General features: G+C 68.7%; 15 protein-coding genes and 1 pseudogene. 8 read left to right on the top strand and 8 right to left on the bottom strand.

Annotated features, from left to right (window positions below):
• Positions 1-134 precede the first annotated feature (134 nt).
• Complete coding sequence (locus AB0305_RS09100) at positions 135-2,198, top strand: S9 family peptidase (RefSeq protein WP_364135719.1); 2,064 nt, start codon at positions 135-137, stop codon at positions 2,196-2,198.
• Positions 2,199-2,221: 23 nt separating this feature from the next.
• On the opposite strand, the gene AB0305_RS09095 is transcribed toward AB0305_RS09100, so the two are convergent.
• Together AB0305_RS09095 and AB0305_RS09090 are read right to left on the bottom strand one after the other, a co-directional pair.
• Positions 2,222-2,935 (bottom strand): peptide deformylase, encoded by a 714-nt coding sequence (locus AB0305_RS09095; protein ID WP_364135716.1) that lies wholly within the window; start codon positions 2,933-2,935, stop codon positions 2,222-2,224.
• A gap of 9 nt (positions 2,936-2,944) precedes the next feature.
• Positions 2,945-4,009, bottom strand: a complete 1,065-nt coding sequence (locus AB0305_RS09090; protein ID WP_364135714.1) for a hypothetical protein — start codon at positions 4,007-4,009, stop codon at positions 2,945-2,947.
• A 99-nt stretch (positions 4,010-4,108) separates the two neighbouring features.
• Between AB0305_RS09090 and AB0305_RS09085 the strand changes: the two genes are divergently transcribed.
• Complete coding sequence (locus AB0305_RS09085) at positions 4,109-4,513, top strand: nuclear transport factor 2 family protein (protein ID WP_364135711.1); 405 nt, start codon at positions 4,109-4,111, stop codon at positions 4,511-4,513.
• A gap of 34 nt (positions 4,514-4,547) precedes the next feature.
• On the opposite strand, the gene AB0305_RS09080 is transcribed toward AB0305_RS09085, so the two are convergent.
• The 3 genes from AB0305_RS09080 to AB0305_RS09070 are packed head-to-tail and all read right to left on the bottom strand — an operon-like array spanning position 4,548 to position 7,704.
• A complete protein-coding gene (locus tag AB0305_RS09080) occupies positions 4,548-5,711 on the bottom strand; it encodes an NAD(P)/FAD-dependent oxidoreductase (RefSeq protein ID WP_364135708.1) in 1,164 nt (387 codons plus the stop codon).
• Positions 5,708-6,478 carry a class I SAM-dependent methyltransferase gene (locus AB0305_RS09075; RefSeq protein WP_364135705.1) on the bottom strand — a complete coding sequence of 257 codons (771 nt, stop codon included), beginning with the start codon at positions 6,476-6,478 and terminating at the stop codon, positions 5,708-5,710. The genes AB0305_RS09080 and AB0305_RS09075 overlap by 4 nt, the downstream gene beginning before the upstream one ends.
• An 8-nt stretch (positions 6,479-6,486) precedes the next feature.
• Positions 6,487-7,704: a type III polyketide synthase gene (locus tag AB0305_RS09070; protein WP_364135702.1), complete on the bottom strand. Its 1,218-nt coding sequence runs from the start codon at positions 7,702-7,704 to the stop codon at positions 6,487-6,489.
• A gap of 140 nt (positions 7,705-7,844) precedes the next feature.
• Between AB0305_RS09070 and AB0305_RS09065 the strand changes: the two genes are divergently transcribed.
• The 3 genes from AB0305_RS09065 (at position 7,845) to AB0305_RS09055 (ending at position 11,718) form a co-directional block, all read left to right on the top strand.
• Entirely contained in the window at positions 7,845-10,232 is a 2,388-nt protein-coding gene (locus tag AB0305_RS09065; RefSeq protein WP_364135699.1) for an excinuclease ABC subunit UvrA, read from the top strand.
• A gap of 54 nt (positions 10,233-10,286) precedes the next feature.
• Positions 10,287-10,676 carry a Rid family detoxifying hydrolase gene (locus tag AB0305_RS09060; RefSeq protein ID WP_364135696.1) on the top strand — a complete coding sequence of 130 codons (390 nt, stop codon included), beginning with the start codon at positions 10,287-10,289 and terminating at the stop codon, positions 10,674-10,676.
• Positions 10,677-10,851: 175 nt separating this feature from the next.
• Positions 10,852-11,718 (top strand): methyltransferase domain-containing protein, encoded by an 867-nt coding sequence (locus AB0305_RS09055; protein WP_364135693.1) that lies wholly within the window; start codon positions 10,852-10,854, stop codon positions 11,716-11,718.
• Here the strand turns inward: AB0305_RS09055 and arr are convergent.
• Positions 11,686-12,111, bottom strand: coding sequence for an NAD(+)--rifampin ADP-ribosyltransferase (gene arr, locus AB0305_RS09050; protein WP_364135690.1), 426 nt, complete (start codon positions 12,109-12,111; stop codon positions 11,686-11,688). The genes AB0305_RS09055 and arr overlap by 33 nt on opposite strands.
• 164 nt (positions 12,112-12,275) lie before the next feature.
• Between arr and AB0305_RS09045 the strand changes: the two genes are divergently transcribed.
• The gene (locus tag AB0305_RS09045) at positions 12,276-13,400 is read left to right on the top strand and encodes a GNAT family N-acetyltransferase (RefSeq protein ID WP_364135687.1); all 1,125 of its coding nucleotides are present in this window, start codon (positions 12,276-12,278) and stop codon (positions 13,398-13,400) included.
• Positions 13,397-14,119, top strand: coding sequence for a class I SAM-dependent methyltransferase (locus AB0305_RS09040; protein WP_364135684.1), 723 nt, complete (start codon positions 13,397-13,399; stop codon positions 14,117-14,119). The genes AB0305_RS09045 and AB0305_RS09040 overlap by 4 nt, the downstream gene beginning before the upstream one ends.
• Positions 14,120-14,150: 31 nt before the next feature.
• On the opposite strand, the gene AB0305_RS09035 is transcribed toward AB0305_RS09040, so the two are convergent.
• On the bottom strand, positions 14,151-14,333 hold the full coding sequence (locus AB0305_RS09035) for a hypothetical protein (RefSeq protein ID WP_364135833.1): 183 nt from the start codon (positions 14,331-14,333) through the stop codon (positions 14,151-14,153).
• Positions 14,334-14,396: 63 nt separating this feature from the next.
• Positions 14,397-14,513, bottom strand: a pseudogene (locus AB0305_RS09030) (ClpX C4-type zinc finger protein); the annotation flags it as partial.
• A gap of 63 nt (positions 14,514-14,576) precedes the next feature.
• Here AB0305_RS09030 and AB0305_RS09025 point away from each other — a divergent pair.
• The gene (locus AB0305_RS09025; RefSeq protein WP_364135681.1) at positions 14,577-15,869 is read left to right on the top strand and encodes an MFS transporter; all 1,293 of its coding nucleotides are present in this window, start codon (positions 14,577-14,579) and stop codon (positions 15,867-15,869) included.
• Positions 15,870-15,895 lie beyond the last annotated feature (26 nt).

Genomic DNA, 15,895 nt, shown 5'->3' with positions numbered 1-15,895 from the left:
GCCGCCTCCGGCCCGAGGAGCCCGCGGACCTCCCGGAGAACTCCCTCGCCTCCCGCCGCAGCTGGGCGATGCCGCCGCAACGCCGGACTGTGAGGTATTTCACCTGCCGCCGGGACGGGGCTAGGCTCGCACTCGTGAAACCCCAACATGTGACCCTGCTCAAGTCTGTCTCCGCGCCCGCCGTCCACCCCGACGGAACCCACGCCGTCGTGTCCGTGGTGCGCCCCGATTTCGACGCCGATTCCTACGTGGGCCAGCTGTGGTCCGTCTCCGCGGACGCGGACCGGGCACCGCGCCGGCTGACCCGCGGCTTCCGCGACACCGCGCCCGCCATCTCCCCGGACGGGCAGGTCCTGGCCTTCATCCGCGCCGCGGCGGGCGGGAAGCCGCAACTGCACATCGTGGAGGCCGGCGGCGGCGAACCCGTTGCCGTCACCGACGCGCCGCTCGGAGTGGGCGCCTTCGCCTGGTCCCCGGATTCCCGCAGCATCGTTTTCGCCGCCCGCACCCCGGAGGACGGCCGCTACGGCACGGTTGACGGCGTCTCCGCAGGCGGCGAGGACGCCCGCCTGATCACCGACTACCAGTACCGGATGAACGGCGTGGGCTACACGGCCGACAAGCCCCAGCAGCTCTTCCTGCTGGATGTCCCGGCGCTCACCGACGAACCCTGGGTGGCACCGGCCGGCCGGGCCCTCAAGGACGCCGGCAAGCACGCGTCCAAGGACGCCGAGGACACGAAGCCGTCAGGCAAACTGCCGGAAGCGCACCAGCTGACCCACGCGGCAACCGACCACGACGGCGCAGTCTTCAGCGCCGACGGCAGCCACGTCTACTTCACCGCCGCCCTGCACGAGGGACACGATCGGGACCTGGTCACCGGCATCTACCGTGTCCCGGTCGGCGCCGCTGCTAACGCCGACGAGGCCCCCGCCCCGGAAGAGGTCCGGCCCGCTGCGGCCGGCACTGGCACCCTGTCCATCGGTGCCGTCCGGGAGAGCCGCGACGGCCGCCACCTTTACTTCCTGGCCCAGGACCTCGGTCCGGAGGGACTGGACTTCGTGGCCCGCAACACCGCCCTCTACGTGATGCCCCCGGCAGGCGGGGACGCGGTCCGGCTCAGCGACCCGGAAACCCAGGACATCGCGGGCCCGCTGGAACCGGCCGGGACGGACAGCGTGCTGGTGATGAACAATGCGCGCGGTGCCGTTGAGCTGCTCCGCTTTGGCCCCGACGGCAGCAGCACCGCTCTGACCGCCGGGCCGCGCGTGGTCACCGGCGCCGCGGAAGCAGCCGGAACCGTCTGGATCAGTTTCACCGACGCCGGGACCTGCGGTGACGTCGCCGTGCTCGGCGAGGGCGAGGCCCGGACGCTCACCGACTTCTCGGCTCCGCTGCGGGAGGAGGCCGGCGTGCTGGTGCCGCAGGAGCTCACCTTTGCCTCACCGGACGGCTACCCGGTGCACGGCTGGCTGGTCATGCCCGAGGGCAGCGGCCCGCACCCGGTGCTGCTGAACATCCACGGCGGCCCCTTCGCGCAGTTCACCGGGGCGCTCTTCGACGAGGCGCAGGTCTACGCCGGTGCCGGGTACGCGGTGCTGATGTGCAACCCGCGCGGCTCTGCCGGCTACGGCCAGGAGCACGGGCGCAGCATCAAGGAGCGGATGGGCACTGTGGACATGCAGGACGTCCTGGCCTTCCTGGACGGTGCGTTGGAGAAGTTCGCGGAGCTCGACGGCGGCGCGCTGGGCATCATGGGTGGCTCCTACGGCGGCTACCTGACGGCCTGGACCATCAGCCACGACCACCGCTTCAAGGGCGCAATCGTCGAACGCGGCTTCCTGGACCCGGTCAGCTTCACCGGCTCGGCCGACATCGGCTGGTTCTTCGGCGGCGAGTACACCGGCCGCTCGGCGGAGCAGATGGAAGCCCAGAGCCCTATGGCCCGGATCGGCGAGGTGCGCACTCCCACCCTGGTGATCCACAGCGAGGAGGACCTGCGCTGCCCGGTGGAACAGGGCCAGCGCTACTTCACGGCGCTGAAGCAGCAGGGCGTGGAGACGGCCTTCCTGGTCTTCCCGGGCGAGAACCACGAGCTGTCCCGCTCGGGCACGCCGCACCACCGCCGGCAGCGGTTCGAGCAGATCCTGCAGTGGTGGGGCCGGTATCTGCCGACGGCCACTAACGCAGTGTCCTAAGCCCCGGGCCCTAGGCCCGCGAGTCACCCAAGGCCCGGCAGGAATCCCAGTTCCTGCCGGGCCTTTGTGATGTCCGGCTGGGCCCAGCGGGCGGCGTATTCGGTGTTGGTGGTCAGGGACCGCAGTTCTGCCTTGTCCAGGTACAGCACGCCGTTGACGTGGTCCGTCTCGTGCTGGACGATCCGGGCCTGCCAGCCGGTGAACTCCCGCGTTGTCACCTCGCCGTCCGGGCGGGTAAAGGTCAGGCGCACCGATTCGGGGCGCAGTACGGCGGCCTGCAGTCCGTTGACGGACAGGCACCCCTCGTAGAAAGCCTTTCGCTCTGTGCCGAGGGGTTCGTAGCTGGGGTTGAGCATGGCGAAGAACTCCAGCGGTTGCCGACCCCGGACGGCAGCGACCTCCGGGTCGACGTCGAACGTGTCCTCCAGCACGGCCAGCCGCAGCGGGATGCCCAGCTGCGGGGCGGCCAAACCCACCCCCGGCGCCTTGTGCATTGCCCGGCGCATCATGTCAATCAGGGCGGACAGGGTGGGGGCGTCCAGCTGCCCGGTAAACGGGGCCGCGCTCTGCCGGAGCACCGGGTGGCCGGCCTGCACGATCGGCGGCAGCACCCCGGCCTCAAGGATCCGGTGGACGGTTTCCCGGATCTTGTCGTCGAGGGAATGAGTGCCCGCGGAATCGGTGTCCGCGCTGGTGGGATCGGTGTCTGGGCTGAGGTCGCTGGCGTCTGCTGGCATGGCACCAGACTACTGGCGACCGCACGCGGCGGTGACGAAATCGTAGATCCTGCCGCGCAGCGCCGGCCCGGCGTCGATCTTGAGTGTGCCTGCCCGGCCTGCCACGGTGACGTGCAGCGGTATCAGCGTGCCCACCTTGTCCTCGGCCACGGCGTGCGGGTCGCACCGCGCCGGCCGCAGGCCCAACGGGACCACGCGTTCGGGCTGGTCGGCGGTGATCTCCAGCGCGTGCGGCCACGGCGCCGCGGCGTCTTCGGCCAGCAGCGTGGTGCCGCCGACGCCATCGATGGTGAGCGCTTGCTTCGACGTCGAATCTCCAGCGTGTCGCGGGGTGATGACGAGGTCGACGACGGCGGCGCGGCCGTCCGCGGTGGGCCGCAGATCCGGGGCGAACCGGAAACCCACGATGGCATTCGCCGCCTGCGCCACGCACTGTTCGTCGTGGTTCCGGGTCAGCACCCCGAAAGGGTCGGTGACGGGAACAGTGACCTGGCTGACCGCCCCTGTGGCGTCGCGGAGCCGCAGGGTTGCCCCGCCGGCCGCCGCTTCGCCGCCGGATGTCGGCCCCGCGGAGTTGGTGCCGACAGCGCCGGACGCTTCGCCGGCCGCCGGGCACGCTGCGGCTGGAAGCGGGGCCGGGAGGCTCTTGGCCTGGCCCGGCGGCAGCTCGGTCCCGCCGCCCGGGGCCGCCCAGCCGATGGCGCCGGCGAACAGGCCGGTGGTCACGTCGGCCGCCTCGACGGTGAGGACGGCGGAGGTGGTGTTGGTCAGCTGGATCTCCACGATCTGCTTGCTGTAGTTGTCCCGGAACTGGTTCATCGCCACGGTCACGGGTGCAGCGGACGGGTTGCCGGTCGGGGCAGACGCGGTGGCGGGGACGGAGGACCCGGGCGTTGGTGCGGCCGGCGGCGATGTCCCCGTGGCGGCGGGGCCGGCGGGGACGGTGCAGGCCACGGCCAGCAACACGGACACCAGCAGCGGCACGATCGTCAGCGCGGCGCGGGCCCGACGTGGCGGGATCTGCGCCGTCCGCCTTTCCGGCGGTGGCCTGCGGCGGGTCGGAGGGCTGCCCATGCGGCCAGTGTAGGCGCGGGTGCCGCACCAGGGCAGGCGCCGGCACCTCCAGTTGCCTGCACGGGGAGGTGCGAGGTCCGGATCGGTTAGTCTCAAGGCATGACTGACGCAGCGCCCCTGGACCGTGTGCTGGGCCTGCTCCGTGCCATCGAGTCCGGTGCCGGGTCCGCCGCATTGGAGCCATTTCTCGCCGAGGACTATGTCCTGACGGAAGCGCCCCACCTGTTGGACCCCGCCGGGAGCACCCGGACCCGGGAGCAGGTGCTCGCCGCCGCGGAACGCAGCGGAGAGGTCGTGACCGGGCAGCACTTCGACGTCCGCCGGACCACCTGCCAGGAGAACCGCGTGGTGGTGGAGGCGGAATGGTCGGCCGTCCTGCAGCTGGACCTGCCACTGTGGGACAGGGGTGAGACCATCCGCGCCCGGACCGCCTCGGTCTTCGAACTCCGCGACGGCCTGATCATCAGCCAGCACAGCTACGACTGCTACTACACCCCCGAGTAGGCGCCGCCCGCACGTCAGCGCCCAGTGAAGAGGCTCAGTGCATGGTGAAGCGGCGGGCCGTCCACCGGTTCAGCGCCGAAATTGACGCAGCCGCCGCGATTGCCCCGTTCCGGGCCGCGAGGACACCCGCCGGCAACGGCCGTCCCAACGCCATATTGATCTCGGATTGCCGCACGGCCCGGGCCGCGGCCCTGAGCCTGCGGTGCTCGAACGCCCGCACCCCGGGCACCGTGGACAGGTCAGTGGACCGCCCGGTGGCCAGTAACGAGGGGATGAGGCCGGCCAACTCGACGGCGTCCAGCCAGCCGAGGTTCATTCCCTGGCCGCCGATCGGGCTGATCTCGTGGGCGGCGTCCCCGATAAGGACGCAGCGCCCCGCGGCCATTCGCCGGACCAGCCGCGAGCGCACGCCGAAGGTGCTCAGCATGGTGTTGCTGCCGGCGTCGATACTGACGCCGGTGCGCCGTCGTATCTCCCCGGCCAGCCCGTGAGCCCCGTCGCCCGCGGGCGTGCCGCCGTTGAGGCGCACTACCCAGCGCCGCTGCGGGCCCGGCAACGGGAAGGACTCCACGATCCCTCCGGCGGCGAGGAAGAGTGCCGCGTCCGGGCCGAGGTGGGTGCCGTCGTCGAAGTCGCCCATCAGGTACCGGTCCGGGTAGTCCCGGCCGTGTGTCCCGAGGCCCGCGGCGGAGCGCACCGTGGAACGGACGCCGTCGGCGCCGATCACCAACGACGCCTCCAGGTAGTCCACGAGCCCGGCGCTGTCGGTGCGCACCCGCACCGGGCCGCCCTCCCGACCCCTACCCGCAAGCCCCGTCACCCGTACCCCGCAGCGGACCGCCCCGGGGTCCAAGCCGCGCAGCCTGGCCGCCAGGACCTCTTCCGTGGTGTTTTGCGGTAGGGACAACACGAACGGGTAGGGCCCGGGCACTGCATTGAAACTCATCTCCGCCAGGGTGCGGCCCGCGTTGACCGCCACGCCGCGCCGGATCGGGACGCCCCGGCGGATCAGCTCCTGGTCCACGCCGGCGCGGGACAGTGCGTTCAGGGCCGGCGGGTGGATGCCGATGGCGCGGGAGTGCCCGCCGGTCCCGGCGGTCCGGCGTTCCAGGACGGTGACGGATATCCCGCGCTGCAGAAGCAGCGTGGCCAGGAACAGGCCGACGGGCCCGCAGCCGACAATAGCGACGTCGCTCACGGGCGACGGCCCGGCGTCGCGGAATCGTCGGACGCGCCCTGACGGTCACCGGTGCCGGGAGGGACCTCACTGGCGGGGCGCTCCAGCAGCAGGAGGTTGCGGAACGGGAAGCCGGGCCGCACCGTCCAGCCCGGGGGAGCGGCGGCGCGCAGTTCGGCGGGCGTGTAGCTGCGGCGGATGGACGTCAGCCCGTCGGCCCGGATGAAGGATCCCCGGAATGGCAGGGCGGCGCCGGAGAACAGCCCGTAGGCCAGTGCGCTGCGCCGCAGGTCGTTGTGCAGGACCAGCCGGCCGGCCAGCGCCGCCGACTCGGCCAGGAACCCGGGCAGATGGTCGTCCGGGAGGTGGTGAAGGAGGTGGTTGGAGACCACGACGTCGAACCGCTCCCCGGCGGCCAGGAGCCCGGTGGTGTCCTGCCTCCGGAAGCTGACTCCTGGAGCCTTCCCCGCGGCAGCCCGGGCCTCGGCGAAGGCGGCGGCCCGCGGGTCCGGGTCCACGGCCGTGACCCGCAGCGGAAGCCGGTCTCGGGCGGCCCAGCGGGCCAGCCGGACGGCGACGTCTCCGCCGCCACAGCCGACGTCCAGCAGGGACACCGGGGCCCCTGCCGCCAGCAGCGGCCTGAGGTGCTGCCGGTAGATCCCCCGCCAGCCCGAGACGGCGCGGTTTACCAGGTCAAACTGCGCGTAGGTGCGCTCCAGCCTGTCGGGGTCGCAGTCATCCCGGTCCATTTCCTCGACGGCATCGGCCGCCCGGTCTCTGAGCAGCACGGAAGCTCTCAGGCCAGGGCGGAGGCTGGGACTGCGGCGGCGGCCGGCTCCGATCCGCGTGGCGAATCCTCCCTTGCCCCGATGACCTTGGTGAACAGCGCGGTCTCTACGGTCAGTCCGGGGCCGAACGCCATGGAGCAGATCTGCTCGCCGCGCCCGTCGCCGTCGTCCGCTCCCGGATCGACGGGGAGGTCCAGGATGTGCCTGAGGACGAAGAGCACCGTGGCGCTGCTCATGTTCCCGTAGTTGCGCAGCGTTTCCCGGGCCGGCCGCAGCTGCTCCTCGCTGAGGCCCAGCCGGGTTTCGACCTTGTCCAGGATGCTGCGGCCGCCCGGGTGGATGGCCCAGTGCCGGATGTCACCGTACGTGGCCCCGGCCAGGGAGGGGTCGCGGGCCAGGAGGGGTTCCAGGGCGCCGACGATGTGTTCGTCGATGATGTGCGGGACGTAGGTGCCCAGCACCATCTCGAAGCCGGCGTCGCCGATGTTCCAGGCCATGGCTTCTTCGCCCACGGGGGTGAGCACGGTTTCGAAGTGGTCCAGGGTCATCAGTGCCGGCGCGTCCGGGACGTCCCGGGCCGTAATGACGGCGGCGGCCGCCCCGTCGGCGAAGAGGGCAGAGCCCATGATGGTGTCCGGGTCGTTCGAGGTGCGCACGTGCAGCGAACAAAGCTCGGCGCAGACCACCATCACCACGGCGTCCGGGTCCGCCTCGCAGAAGGACGCGGCGGCCCGGAGCGCCGGGAACGCGGCGTAACACCCCATGAACCCGAGGTGGTACCGCCGGACGGAGGGGTTGAGGCCCAGGCCACGGACGATCTTGTAGTCGGGTCCGGGGTTGAAGAATCCGGTGCAGGAGACGGTGACCAAGTGGGTGATGTCCTCCCGGGCGATGCCGGGGCAGGCGTCGACGGCCTTCTCCGCGGCCTCGATGAAGAGTTTGCTGGCCTCGACGGCGAAGATGTCGTTACGGGCCTTGGTGCCCGGGCTCAGCAGCAGCCCGGTCGCGGCGTCGAAGAACTGCGGGTCTGGGGCTGCGCTGCGCGTGGTCAGTTCGTCGACGGCGGTGTAGCGCGTGTCGATCGCGGCGCCGTCGAAGCACGTGGCCACCAGGCGGGAGCCGAGCCTGCTGAGGCCCGGCTGGGCGGCGAAAACGTCGCGGGCTTCAGACTGGATCAGGACAGTGGGCGGGACAGCAGTTTCCAGGGACCTCAGGTAGACCGTCATGGTTCATTCTGTGGGAGCCCGGCGGATTAGACAATGGCGTCCGGGTCGCGGCCGGCGCCCGTCGTCGTCGTTCCCGCCCGCTAACGCCACCGACTGTTCTAAGCTGGCCCTGCACGCCCAATGGAAGGAGACGCGGCAGCATGACACCAGCAGGGGAGCCGGCCCTGGCGGCGGTCCACGTCGCGGACACCCATGACCTGATCCGGGTGCAGGGAGCACGGGAGAACAACCTCAAGGACGTCAGCGTTGAGATCCCCAAGCGCCGCCTGACCGCGTTCACTGGCGTCTCCGGCTCCGGCAAGAGCTCGCTGGTGTTCGCCACCATCGCGGCCGAGTCCCAGCGGATGATCAACGAGACCTACAGCGCCTTCGTGCAGGGGTTCATGCCCACCCTGGCGCGCCCCGACGTCGACCTCCTCGAGGGGCTGACGACGGCGATCATCGTGGACCAGGAGCGGATGGGCGCCAACCCCCGGTCCACGGTGGGCACCGCCACGGACGCGAACGCGATGCTCCGGATCCTCTTCAGCCGGATCGGCACCCCTCACGTCGGGCCGCCCACGGCATTCTCCTTCAACGTCCCCACCCGCAAGGCCAGCGGTGTCATGAGCACCGAGAAGTCCGGCCGGGTGGAGAAGAATGTGGTGCAGAACGTCGTCTACCTGGGCGGCATGTGCCCTCGGTGCGAGGGCATGGGGTCCGTGTCCGACATCGACCTGACCGCCCTGTATGACGAGACCAAGTCGCTGGCCGGCGGGGCGCTGACCATTCCCGGCTACAGCATGGACGGCTGGTACGGCCGGATCTTCAGCGGCTCCGGGTTCTTCGACATGGACAAGCCGATCAACAAGTTCACCAAGAAGCAGCTGGATGACCTGCTGTACCGCGAACCGACCAAGATCAAGGTCGAGGGTATCAACCTCACCTACGAGGGCCTGATCCCCAGGATGCAGAAGTCCATGCTGTCCAAGGATCCGGAGGCGATGCAGCCGCACATCCGCGCCTTCGTGGAGCGGGCGGTCACATTCCAGTCCTGCCCGGAGTGCGACGGGACCCGGCTCAGCAAGGAGGCCCGGTCCGCGCGGATCAACGGCAAGAACATCGCCGAACTCTGCGCCATGCAGATCACCGACCTGGCCGGCTGGATCCGGGAGCTCCGGGAACCGTCCGTGGCGCCGCTGCTGGGCGGCCTGCAGCACCTGCTGGATTCCTTCGCTGAGATCGGCCTGGGGTACTTGTCCCTGGACCGGCCGGCCGGGACGCTGTCCGGGGGAGAGGCGCAGCGGACCAAGATGATCCGCCACCTGGGATCCTCGCTGACGGACATCACCTACGTCTTCGATGAGCCCTCGATCGGCCTGCACCCGCACGACATCGAACGAATGAACGGGCTCCTGCTGCAGCTGCGGGACAAGGGCAACACGGTGCTGGTGGTAGAGCACAAACCCGAGACCATCGGCATCGCGGACCACGTCATCGACCTGGGGCCCGGCGCCGGAGCGGGCGGCGGTGAGGTGGTCTACCAGGGCACCGTGGCGGGGCTGCGGGGGAGCGGCACCGTTACCGGCCGGCACCTGGATGACCGGGCCGCGGTCAAGGACCCGGTGCGGACACCGGTGGGGGTATTGGAGGTCCGCGGCGCGTCCACGCACAACCTCAAGGACGTCGACGTCGACCTGCCGTTGGGCGTTCTGTGCGTGTTGACCGGTGTCGCCGGCTCCGGGAAGAGTTCGCTGGTTAACGGATCGGTGGCCGGGCGCGACGGCGTGGTGGTGATCGACCAGGCCGCCATCAAGGGTTCGCGGCGCAGCAACCCGGCGACCTACAGCGGGCTGCTGGAGCCCATCCGGAAGGCGTTCGCCAAGGCCAACGGCGTCAAGCCGGCGCTTTTCAGCTCCAATTCGGAGGGCGCCTGCCCGGCCTGCAACGGCGCGGGCGTGATCTACACGGACCTGGGTGTCATGGCCACGGTGGAATCGACGTGCGAGGAGTGCGACGGCAAACGCTTCCAGGCCTCCGTCCTGGAGTACACGCTGGGCGGCCGGAATATCGCCGAGGTGCTGGCGATGTCCGTGGCCGAGGCGAAGGACTTTTTCGGCGGGGGAGAGGCAGCCACCCCGGCCGCCCATAAGGTCCTGGACCGGCTCGCCGACGTGGGATTGGGTTACCTGAGCCTGGGCCAGCCGCTGACGACCCTGTCCGGCGGCGAGCGTCAGCGGCTCAAACTGGCGGCCCAAATGGCCGAAAAGGGCGACATTTACATCCTCGACGAGCCGACCACCGGACTGCACCTGGCCGACGTCGCGAACCTTCTGGCGCTGCTGGACCGGCTGGTGGACTCGGGCAAGTCGGTGATCGTCATCGAGCACCATCAGGCGGTCATGGCGCACGCGGACTGGATCGTCGACCTGGGTCCGGGTGCCGGGCACGACGGCGGCAGAATCGTTTTCGAGGGCACACCGGCTGAGCTGGTAGCCGCACGGTCCACGCTGACGGGCCAACATCTGGCCACCTATGTGGGCCACTAGACCGCTGACAACTAAACCCTTGAAAGTTCAACCGTAGGAAAGGAATTGGTGTCCATGACCCGCCAGAGTGTTCTCGCATCGACGGCACCGAAGCTCATTGGACCGTATTCACAGGCCGCCACGGCACCCGGACTGGGTGTGCTGTTCCTGTCCGGTCAGACGCCCATCGATGCGTCCACCGGCGAACTGGTGGACGGCGACGCTGAAGCACAGACCCGGCGGGTTTTTCACAATCTGGAGCAGGTTCTGACCGAAGTCGGCCTGGGCTGGGACGACGTCGTCAAGGTCAACGTGTACCTGACGTCGATGGCTGACTTTGCGGCGATGAACTCGGTGTACCGTGACATCTTCAATGAGCCGTTCCCGGCGCGCACCACGGTGGCTGTCGCTGAACTTCCGCTCAACGCGCGCGTGGAAATCGAACTGACAGCGGCACTGCGCTAAGCCCCTCCCGGGTTCCTGGCCGTAACGCCGATAATCAACATTATGTAAAGTAAAGCTGAATTACCCCTCTCCGCCCACGCGCCTTCCCGGGCTCCGCGTACCGCGTCGTCGCCGTTTCTCCCCGCACGTGGACCACACTGGATGCCGGGAAGACATCATCGACCAGGGGGAAATCGTGGCAGCAGCAGGAACCGATCAAAATAGCGCAGATGCCTGGTCCGGCGTCGGGCCTTCGTACGCGCAGAGTTTCGCCCACCTGTGCGCGGGCACCATCGCGCCGCTGCTTGAGGCAACAGCCGGGATCATTGGCCCGTTGTCCGGTCGCAGGCTGGCCGACGTCGGGTGCGGAAATGGGAACCTCGCCGCCGTGGCGATCGAACTGGGCGCCGACGTCACCGGCGTAGACCCGGATGCCGGGATGCTCTCCATGGCCCGCGCCGCGGCACCTCAGGCCGACCTGCTTCCGGGCGGTCTGCCTGACCTGCCACTCCCCTCGTCCGAGTTCGACGCCGTCCTCGCCAATTTCGTCGTCAACCATGTCGGGGATCCCCGCGCCGCCGTCGCCGAACTCATCCGGATATGCCGCCCGCAGGGCGCGGTCGGCGTCACCATCTGGCCGTCCGAGCTTTCGGCCATCAACACCCTGTGGGCGGACGTGGTGAATGCCAGCGGGGTAACGGCAGCCGGCCAGGAGAGACTTCCGGTGGACAAGGATTTTGATCGGACCGAGCCGGGCCTGCGGGAGCTGCTCCAACGCGCGGGCCTGGAAACCGTGCAGACGAGAACCCTCTCCTGGGACTTCATGATCGATGCCGAAGACCTGTGGGCCGGTCCGGTCGGTGGCGTCGGGGGAATCGGCAAGATCGTTCGGAGCCAGGCCCCGTCCCTTCAGGCCGCCATGCACCTGGAGTACCTGAGGCTGGTCTCCCGCATCACCACGAACGGAAAAGTCGTGCTGCCGGCGGTTGCGCTGCTCGGCGTGGGACAGGTTCCTCACAAGAAAGAGCTGCTAGTTGATGATCTCGCCGTGGCCGTCGGATAACAGGACCGAAAGCCGTTCGCGCCACATCTGCAGCTGCTCGGGCGTAAGCCGGGTCCACTCAAAGATCTCCCCGGTGATCAGCAGCGGCTCAGCGCTCCGATACGACCGGGTGGGGTTGCCCGGAAACTTCTTGTCCGTCACGTTCGGGTCGTCCTCAAACGCCCCGATGGGTTCGACGACGTAAACACGGGGGCGCAACGCGCCGTCGGACAACTCTGCAGCGATTTCCGCCGCCAACCCGGCGCCATCGACAAGGGCCGTGAAGTAGATGTGGTTCATCACGACCTCGGGACGGTAATTCGACTGTCGGCCCGCAGTCAGCCGGTCCCCCACCCGCAGGTCCGCGACCGTGCCGTGGAAGAAGGGACCATTCTCACTGGATGCTCCGGACACCTGCACTCCTCACCTGTCTGCGCCGACGTCGACGCCGCTCCCCTACATTTGCCCGCATTCCTATCATCCCCCGGCGAGGCACCATCCGCGGAGGGAGCCGACACCGCCGTTGACGTCGAGGGGGCGTCCCCGATCGCCAACCCGGGCGATGGCAGACTGGCGCAATGAACACCCGCGGCGACGTGCCACCCTGGCCAGCGACCCACCCGGAACAGGGCCCCATCCGTCTGCGCAGGTTCACGGATGCGGACGCGGCCATGGCCATGGCCCTATCGCGGGATCCGTACGTCCGGACGGTGGGAAGCCTCCCCGCGAACGCCACCCTGGAGGAGGCTCTTGCGTGGATCGCGCGGCAGCGGCAGCGTTTCACCAATGGCTCGGGGTTCTCCTTTTCGATCGCCGAGCTGACGAGTGACCGGGCCGTGGGGAACATCGGGCTCTGGACCAGGGATCTGGGCCAAGGACGCGCGCAAGCAGGCTACGCGGTCGTCCCCAGCGCCAGGGGCGCCGGGATCGCGGCGGCAGCCCTCGGAGCCCTCACCGCTTTCGCCTGGTCCATCGAACAGCTGCACCGGTCGAGCTGTTTATCGAGCCTTGGAATGTGGGGTCCATGCGAACCGCAGAACGATGCGGCTACCGCCGCGAGGGACTACTCCGCAGTCACCAGGAAATTGCCGGGAAACGGTGTGACATGGTCCTTTACGCCGCGACCCGCGACGACATCGTCCGGCCGCCGACAGACCGAGGAGGTGCAACGAATGCCCAACAGATTGTCCGGTGACGGGATCCTGGTTCGAGTGGGCGGCCGCACGCGGTCCGAGATCAAACGCATGCTGACCGGCGCCGGGGTCCTGCTGAACGCTCACGCAGAAACCCTCCTGGCCCATCCCGCATTCGACGCTCCGGAGGCCCGGATTCTCCGCATCGTGGAATGCACCGTCGCCGATCTTGGCTTCGAGCTGGGCGCCACCCACGCGCAGGTATTCGCGGCTTTGAGCGAACGCGGCCTCGAGGCCTGCCCCGCGGTAACCGGACCCTTTCTCCGGTTAGCGACGACGGATCAGGCGAACGCGCCGGATTCGGTCCTCTCAGCCGGCCACGCGCCCAGCGGCGCCATCCATGTGGTCTCCGAGCCGCTGCTCGACGACGTTGCCTATCCCAAGGGCTTCTATCTCCGGGTCGTGGACGGGCGGGCGTGGCTCAGGGGTTACCGCTGCGATGACACCTATAGGTGGCCTCCCGAACAGCGGCTCGCCGTCGTCCTGCCGGGAGCTGACGCGGTCCGGTGAGCGACTATGACACCAGGCTGGTTGGCCTCTACGACCTGGACAACCCGGACGGACCGGATCACGACTTCTACCGGTCCCTCGCCGACGAGCATGGGGCGCGGTCTGTCCTCGACGTGGGATGCGGGACCGGCCTTCTGACGACGACTTTCGCTCGAGCGGGCCGGCACGTCGTAGGACTGGACCCGTCGGAGACGATGCTGGATTTCGCCCGGCGCCGGCCCGGAGGCCAACGAATCGAATGGATCCACGGTGATACCAGAGCCCTTCCTCCGGGACAGTTCGATCTGGCGGTGCTGACAGGCAACGTATCACAGCACATCCTCGACCCGGAGTGGCAACGCACCCTACGGGACCTTCATCGGCAACTGGGGGAAGGCGGAGTTCTGGCCTTCGACAGCAGAAACCCACAGGCCCGAGCGTGGGAGACCTGGGCATCCCAGGAGCCTTTGTCCCGCAACACGCCGCTCGGGCCGCTCGTCGAATGGGCGGAAGTGTCCGTGCCTAAGGAAGGGGTCGTCACGGCCACCTTCCACAACTTATTCCCGAGCACCGGCGATAGCGTAGTGGAGACAGTGCGCTTCGCGTTCCGGGACCATGACACGCTCGGGCGGCAGCTGGCCACCGCGGGCCTCGAGGTGGATGCGGTCTACGGCGATTGGGCCCGCGCTCCCTTCACCACCGACGCACCCTTCATGGTGTTCATCGCGCGCGCCCGCTGAGTCTCACCATGCCGTCAAGCAGGTGCCTCTGTCAGAGGTGTTCCTTGAAACGCTCCCACGCGGACTGCCGGGTAATGCCGAGGGCCGCACCTATCGCGGCCCAGGAGATTTTCCGCTCCCGGGCAACGCCGACCCAGGTGCGGAGCTGATCTTCGACGCTGAGAACCACCCGGGAGACCTCCGGTAAGTGCGACAGAACCTCCTCGTCCGACATGTGGTCCCAGGCGGGTCCGAAGGCACCGGGGCCTACTCCCCCGCCGGCATTCTGCAGAATGTCCGCCGCCGTAGCGACACAGGTTTCGCAAATGGCTACACCCGGCCCGGCAACGAGGCGCCGGCCCCCTGGTGTGGTCCCGCAGAAAGCACAAAATTCCGGGTGCGACTTAACCGGCATAAATCCTCCCAAAGAGTGGCGAGCCGACCTTCAATGTCAGGCTTAGCCTGACTAAAGTCAGGTATGCCCTTACACATCTCTCAGCGTACTAGGCGTACGGGATACTTTCGGCGGATCTTCGTCGCGAGCATCGGCGATGGGATTGGCGACGACGTCCTGCGCTCGATGTTGCCGCTCATCGCCGTAGCAGCCACCGGCGCCAGCGCTTTCCAGACAAGTGTCGTGAACGCCCTGGGTACGGCCGCTTTCCTGCTGTTGGGTGTGCCGGCCGGTGTCCTCGTCGACAGGTGGCCCAGAAAATCGGTCCTGGTGCTTTCCAATATTGTCCGGGCTTGCGCCGCCTTGTCCGTGCCGATCGCATGTTTCCTCGGCGGGCTGACCCTATGGCACCTACTCCTGGTCGCCGCCGTCGTCAGCGTCTCCGATGTCTTCTTCACAACGGCGCAGTCCGCAGCGATCCCCCTGTTACTCAAGGGAGATGAGTTGAGCCGCGGCTACGCAAAGATTCAGTCGATGCAGAGCGGCATCGCCATCGCCACGCCGGGGGTCGTCGGGCTCGTAGCCAGGGCAGTGGCAGCACCTGCCGTACTGGTAGTCGCTGCCACGGCCTACCTCGCATCGGCGTTCGTGACCAGCCGTCTTCCCCTGGCCGTGTCTTCGCACCCGGCAAGGCCCGGAAAGTTTTGGGTCGAGGCCCGTGCCGGCCTCGGCTTCACGTGGTGCCACCCTCTTATCCGCCCCCTGATGATCTCCGTCGCTTTGGTCAATGCCGCGGGAATGGCCGGCGCCGCGGCCAAAGTCGTCTATGCATTGGAGGTCCTGGACATCCCCATCGATCAGCTCGTCGGTATCGGCAGCGTCTCGGCCCTGGGAGGTTTGGCCGCCTCGCTGTCGGCCACGCGTATCACCGGTGCGCTGGGCATCGGTAAAACGAAAATCACGGCGAGCCTGGCCAGCGCTTGTTTTGTCCTTCTCCTGCCGGTTGCACCACTGCTGGGTCTCTCGCCGGTCGTCTGGGTGGGCATCTCGGGATTGGGTTGGTCTTACTTTGTCGTGGTGTCGGGCCTGGCGGGGGCCGGCATCATTCCGCGGCTCGCTTCACACCGCCTCATGGGCAGGGTCATGGCGACGTACCGGCTGGTCACGTTGGGCGTCATGCCCGTAGCCGGCCTTGCGGGAGGCGCCCTTGCCACGTACCTGGGGGTTACAGCGGCTCTCTGGGTTTGGGCCTTGTTGGCCGTCGCGGCCGCGTTCCCAATCGTCTTGTCCCCTCTTCGGTCTTGGATGGACTTCCCTGTGGAACTGGACGTCCACACGCGGGAGGGGGAAGTCCGCTCGTCCGCGCCGGCGCAATAGGCGACTTCCGCGCCCGGCGACAGAGG

It is taken from the genome of Arthrobacter sp. NPDC080086 (genome assembly GCF_040702285.1).
The sequence above is the reverse complement of the archived record's forward strand: the minus strand, read 5'-3'. Positions and strand labels throughout refer to the sequence as shown.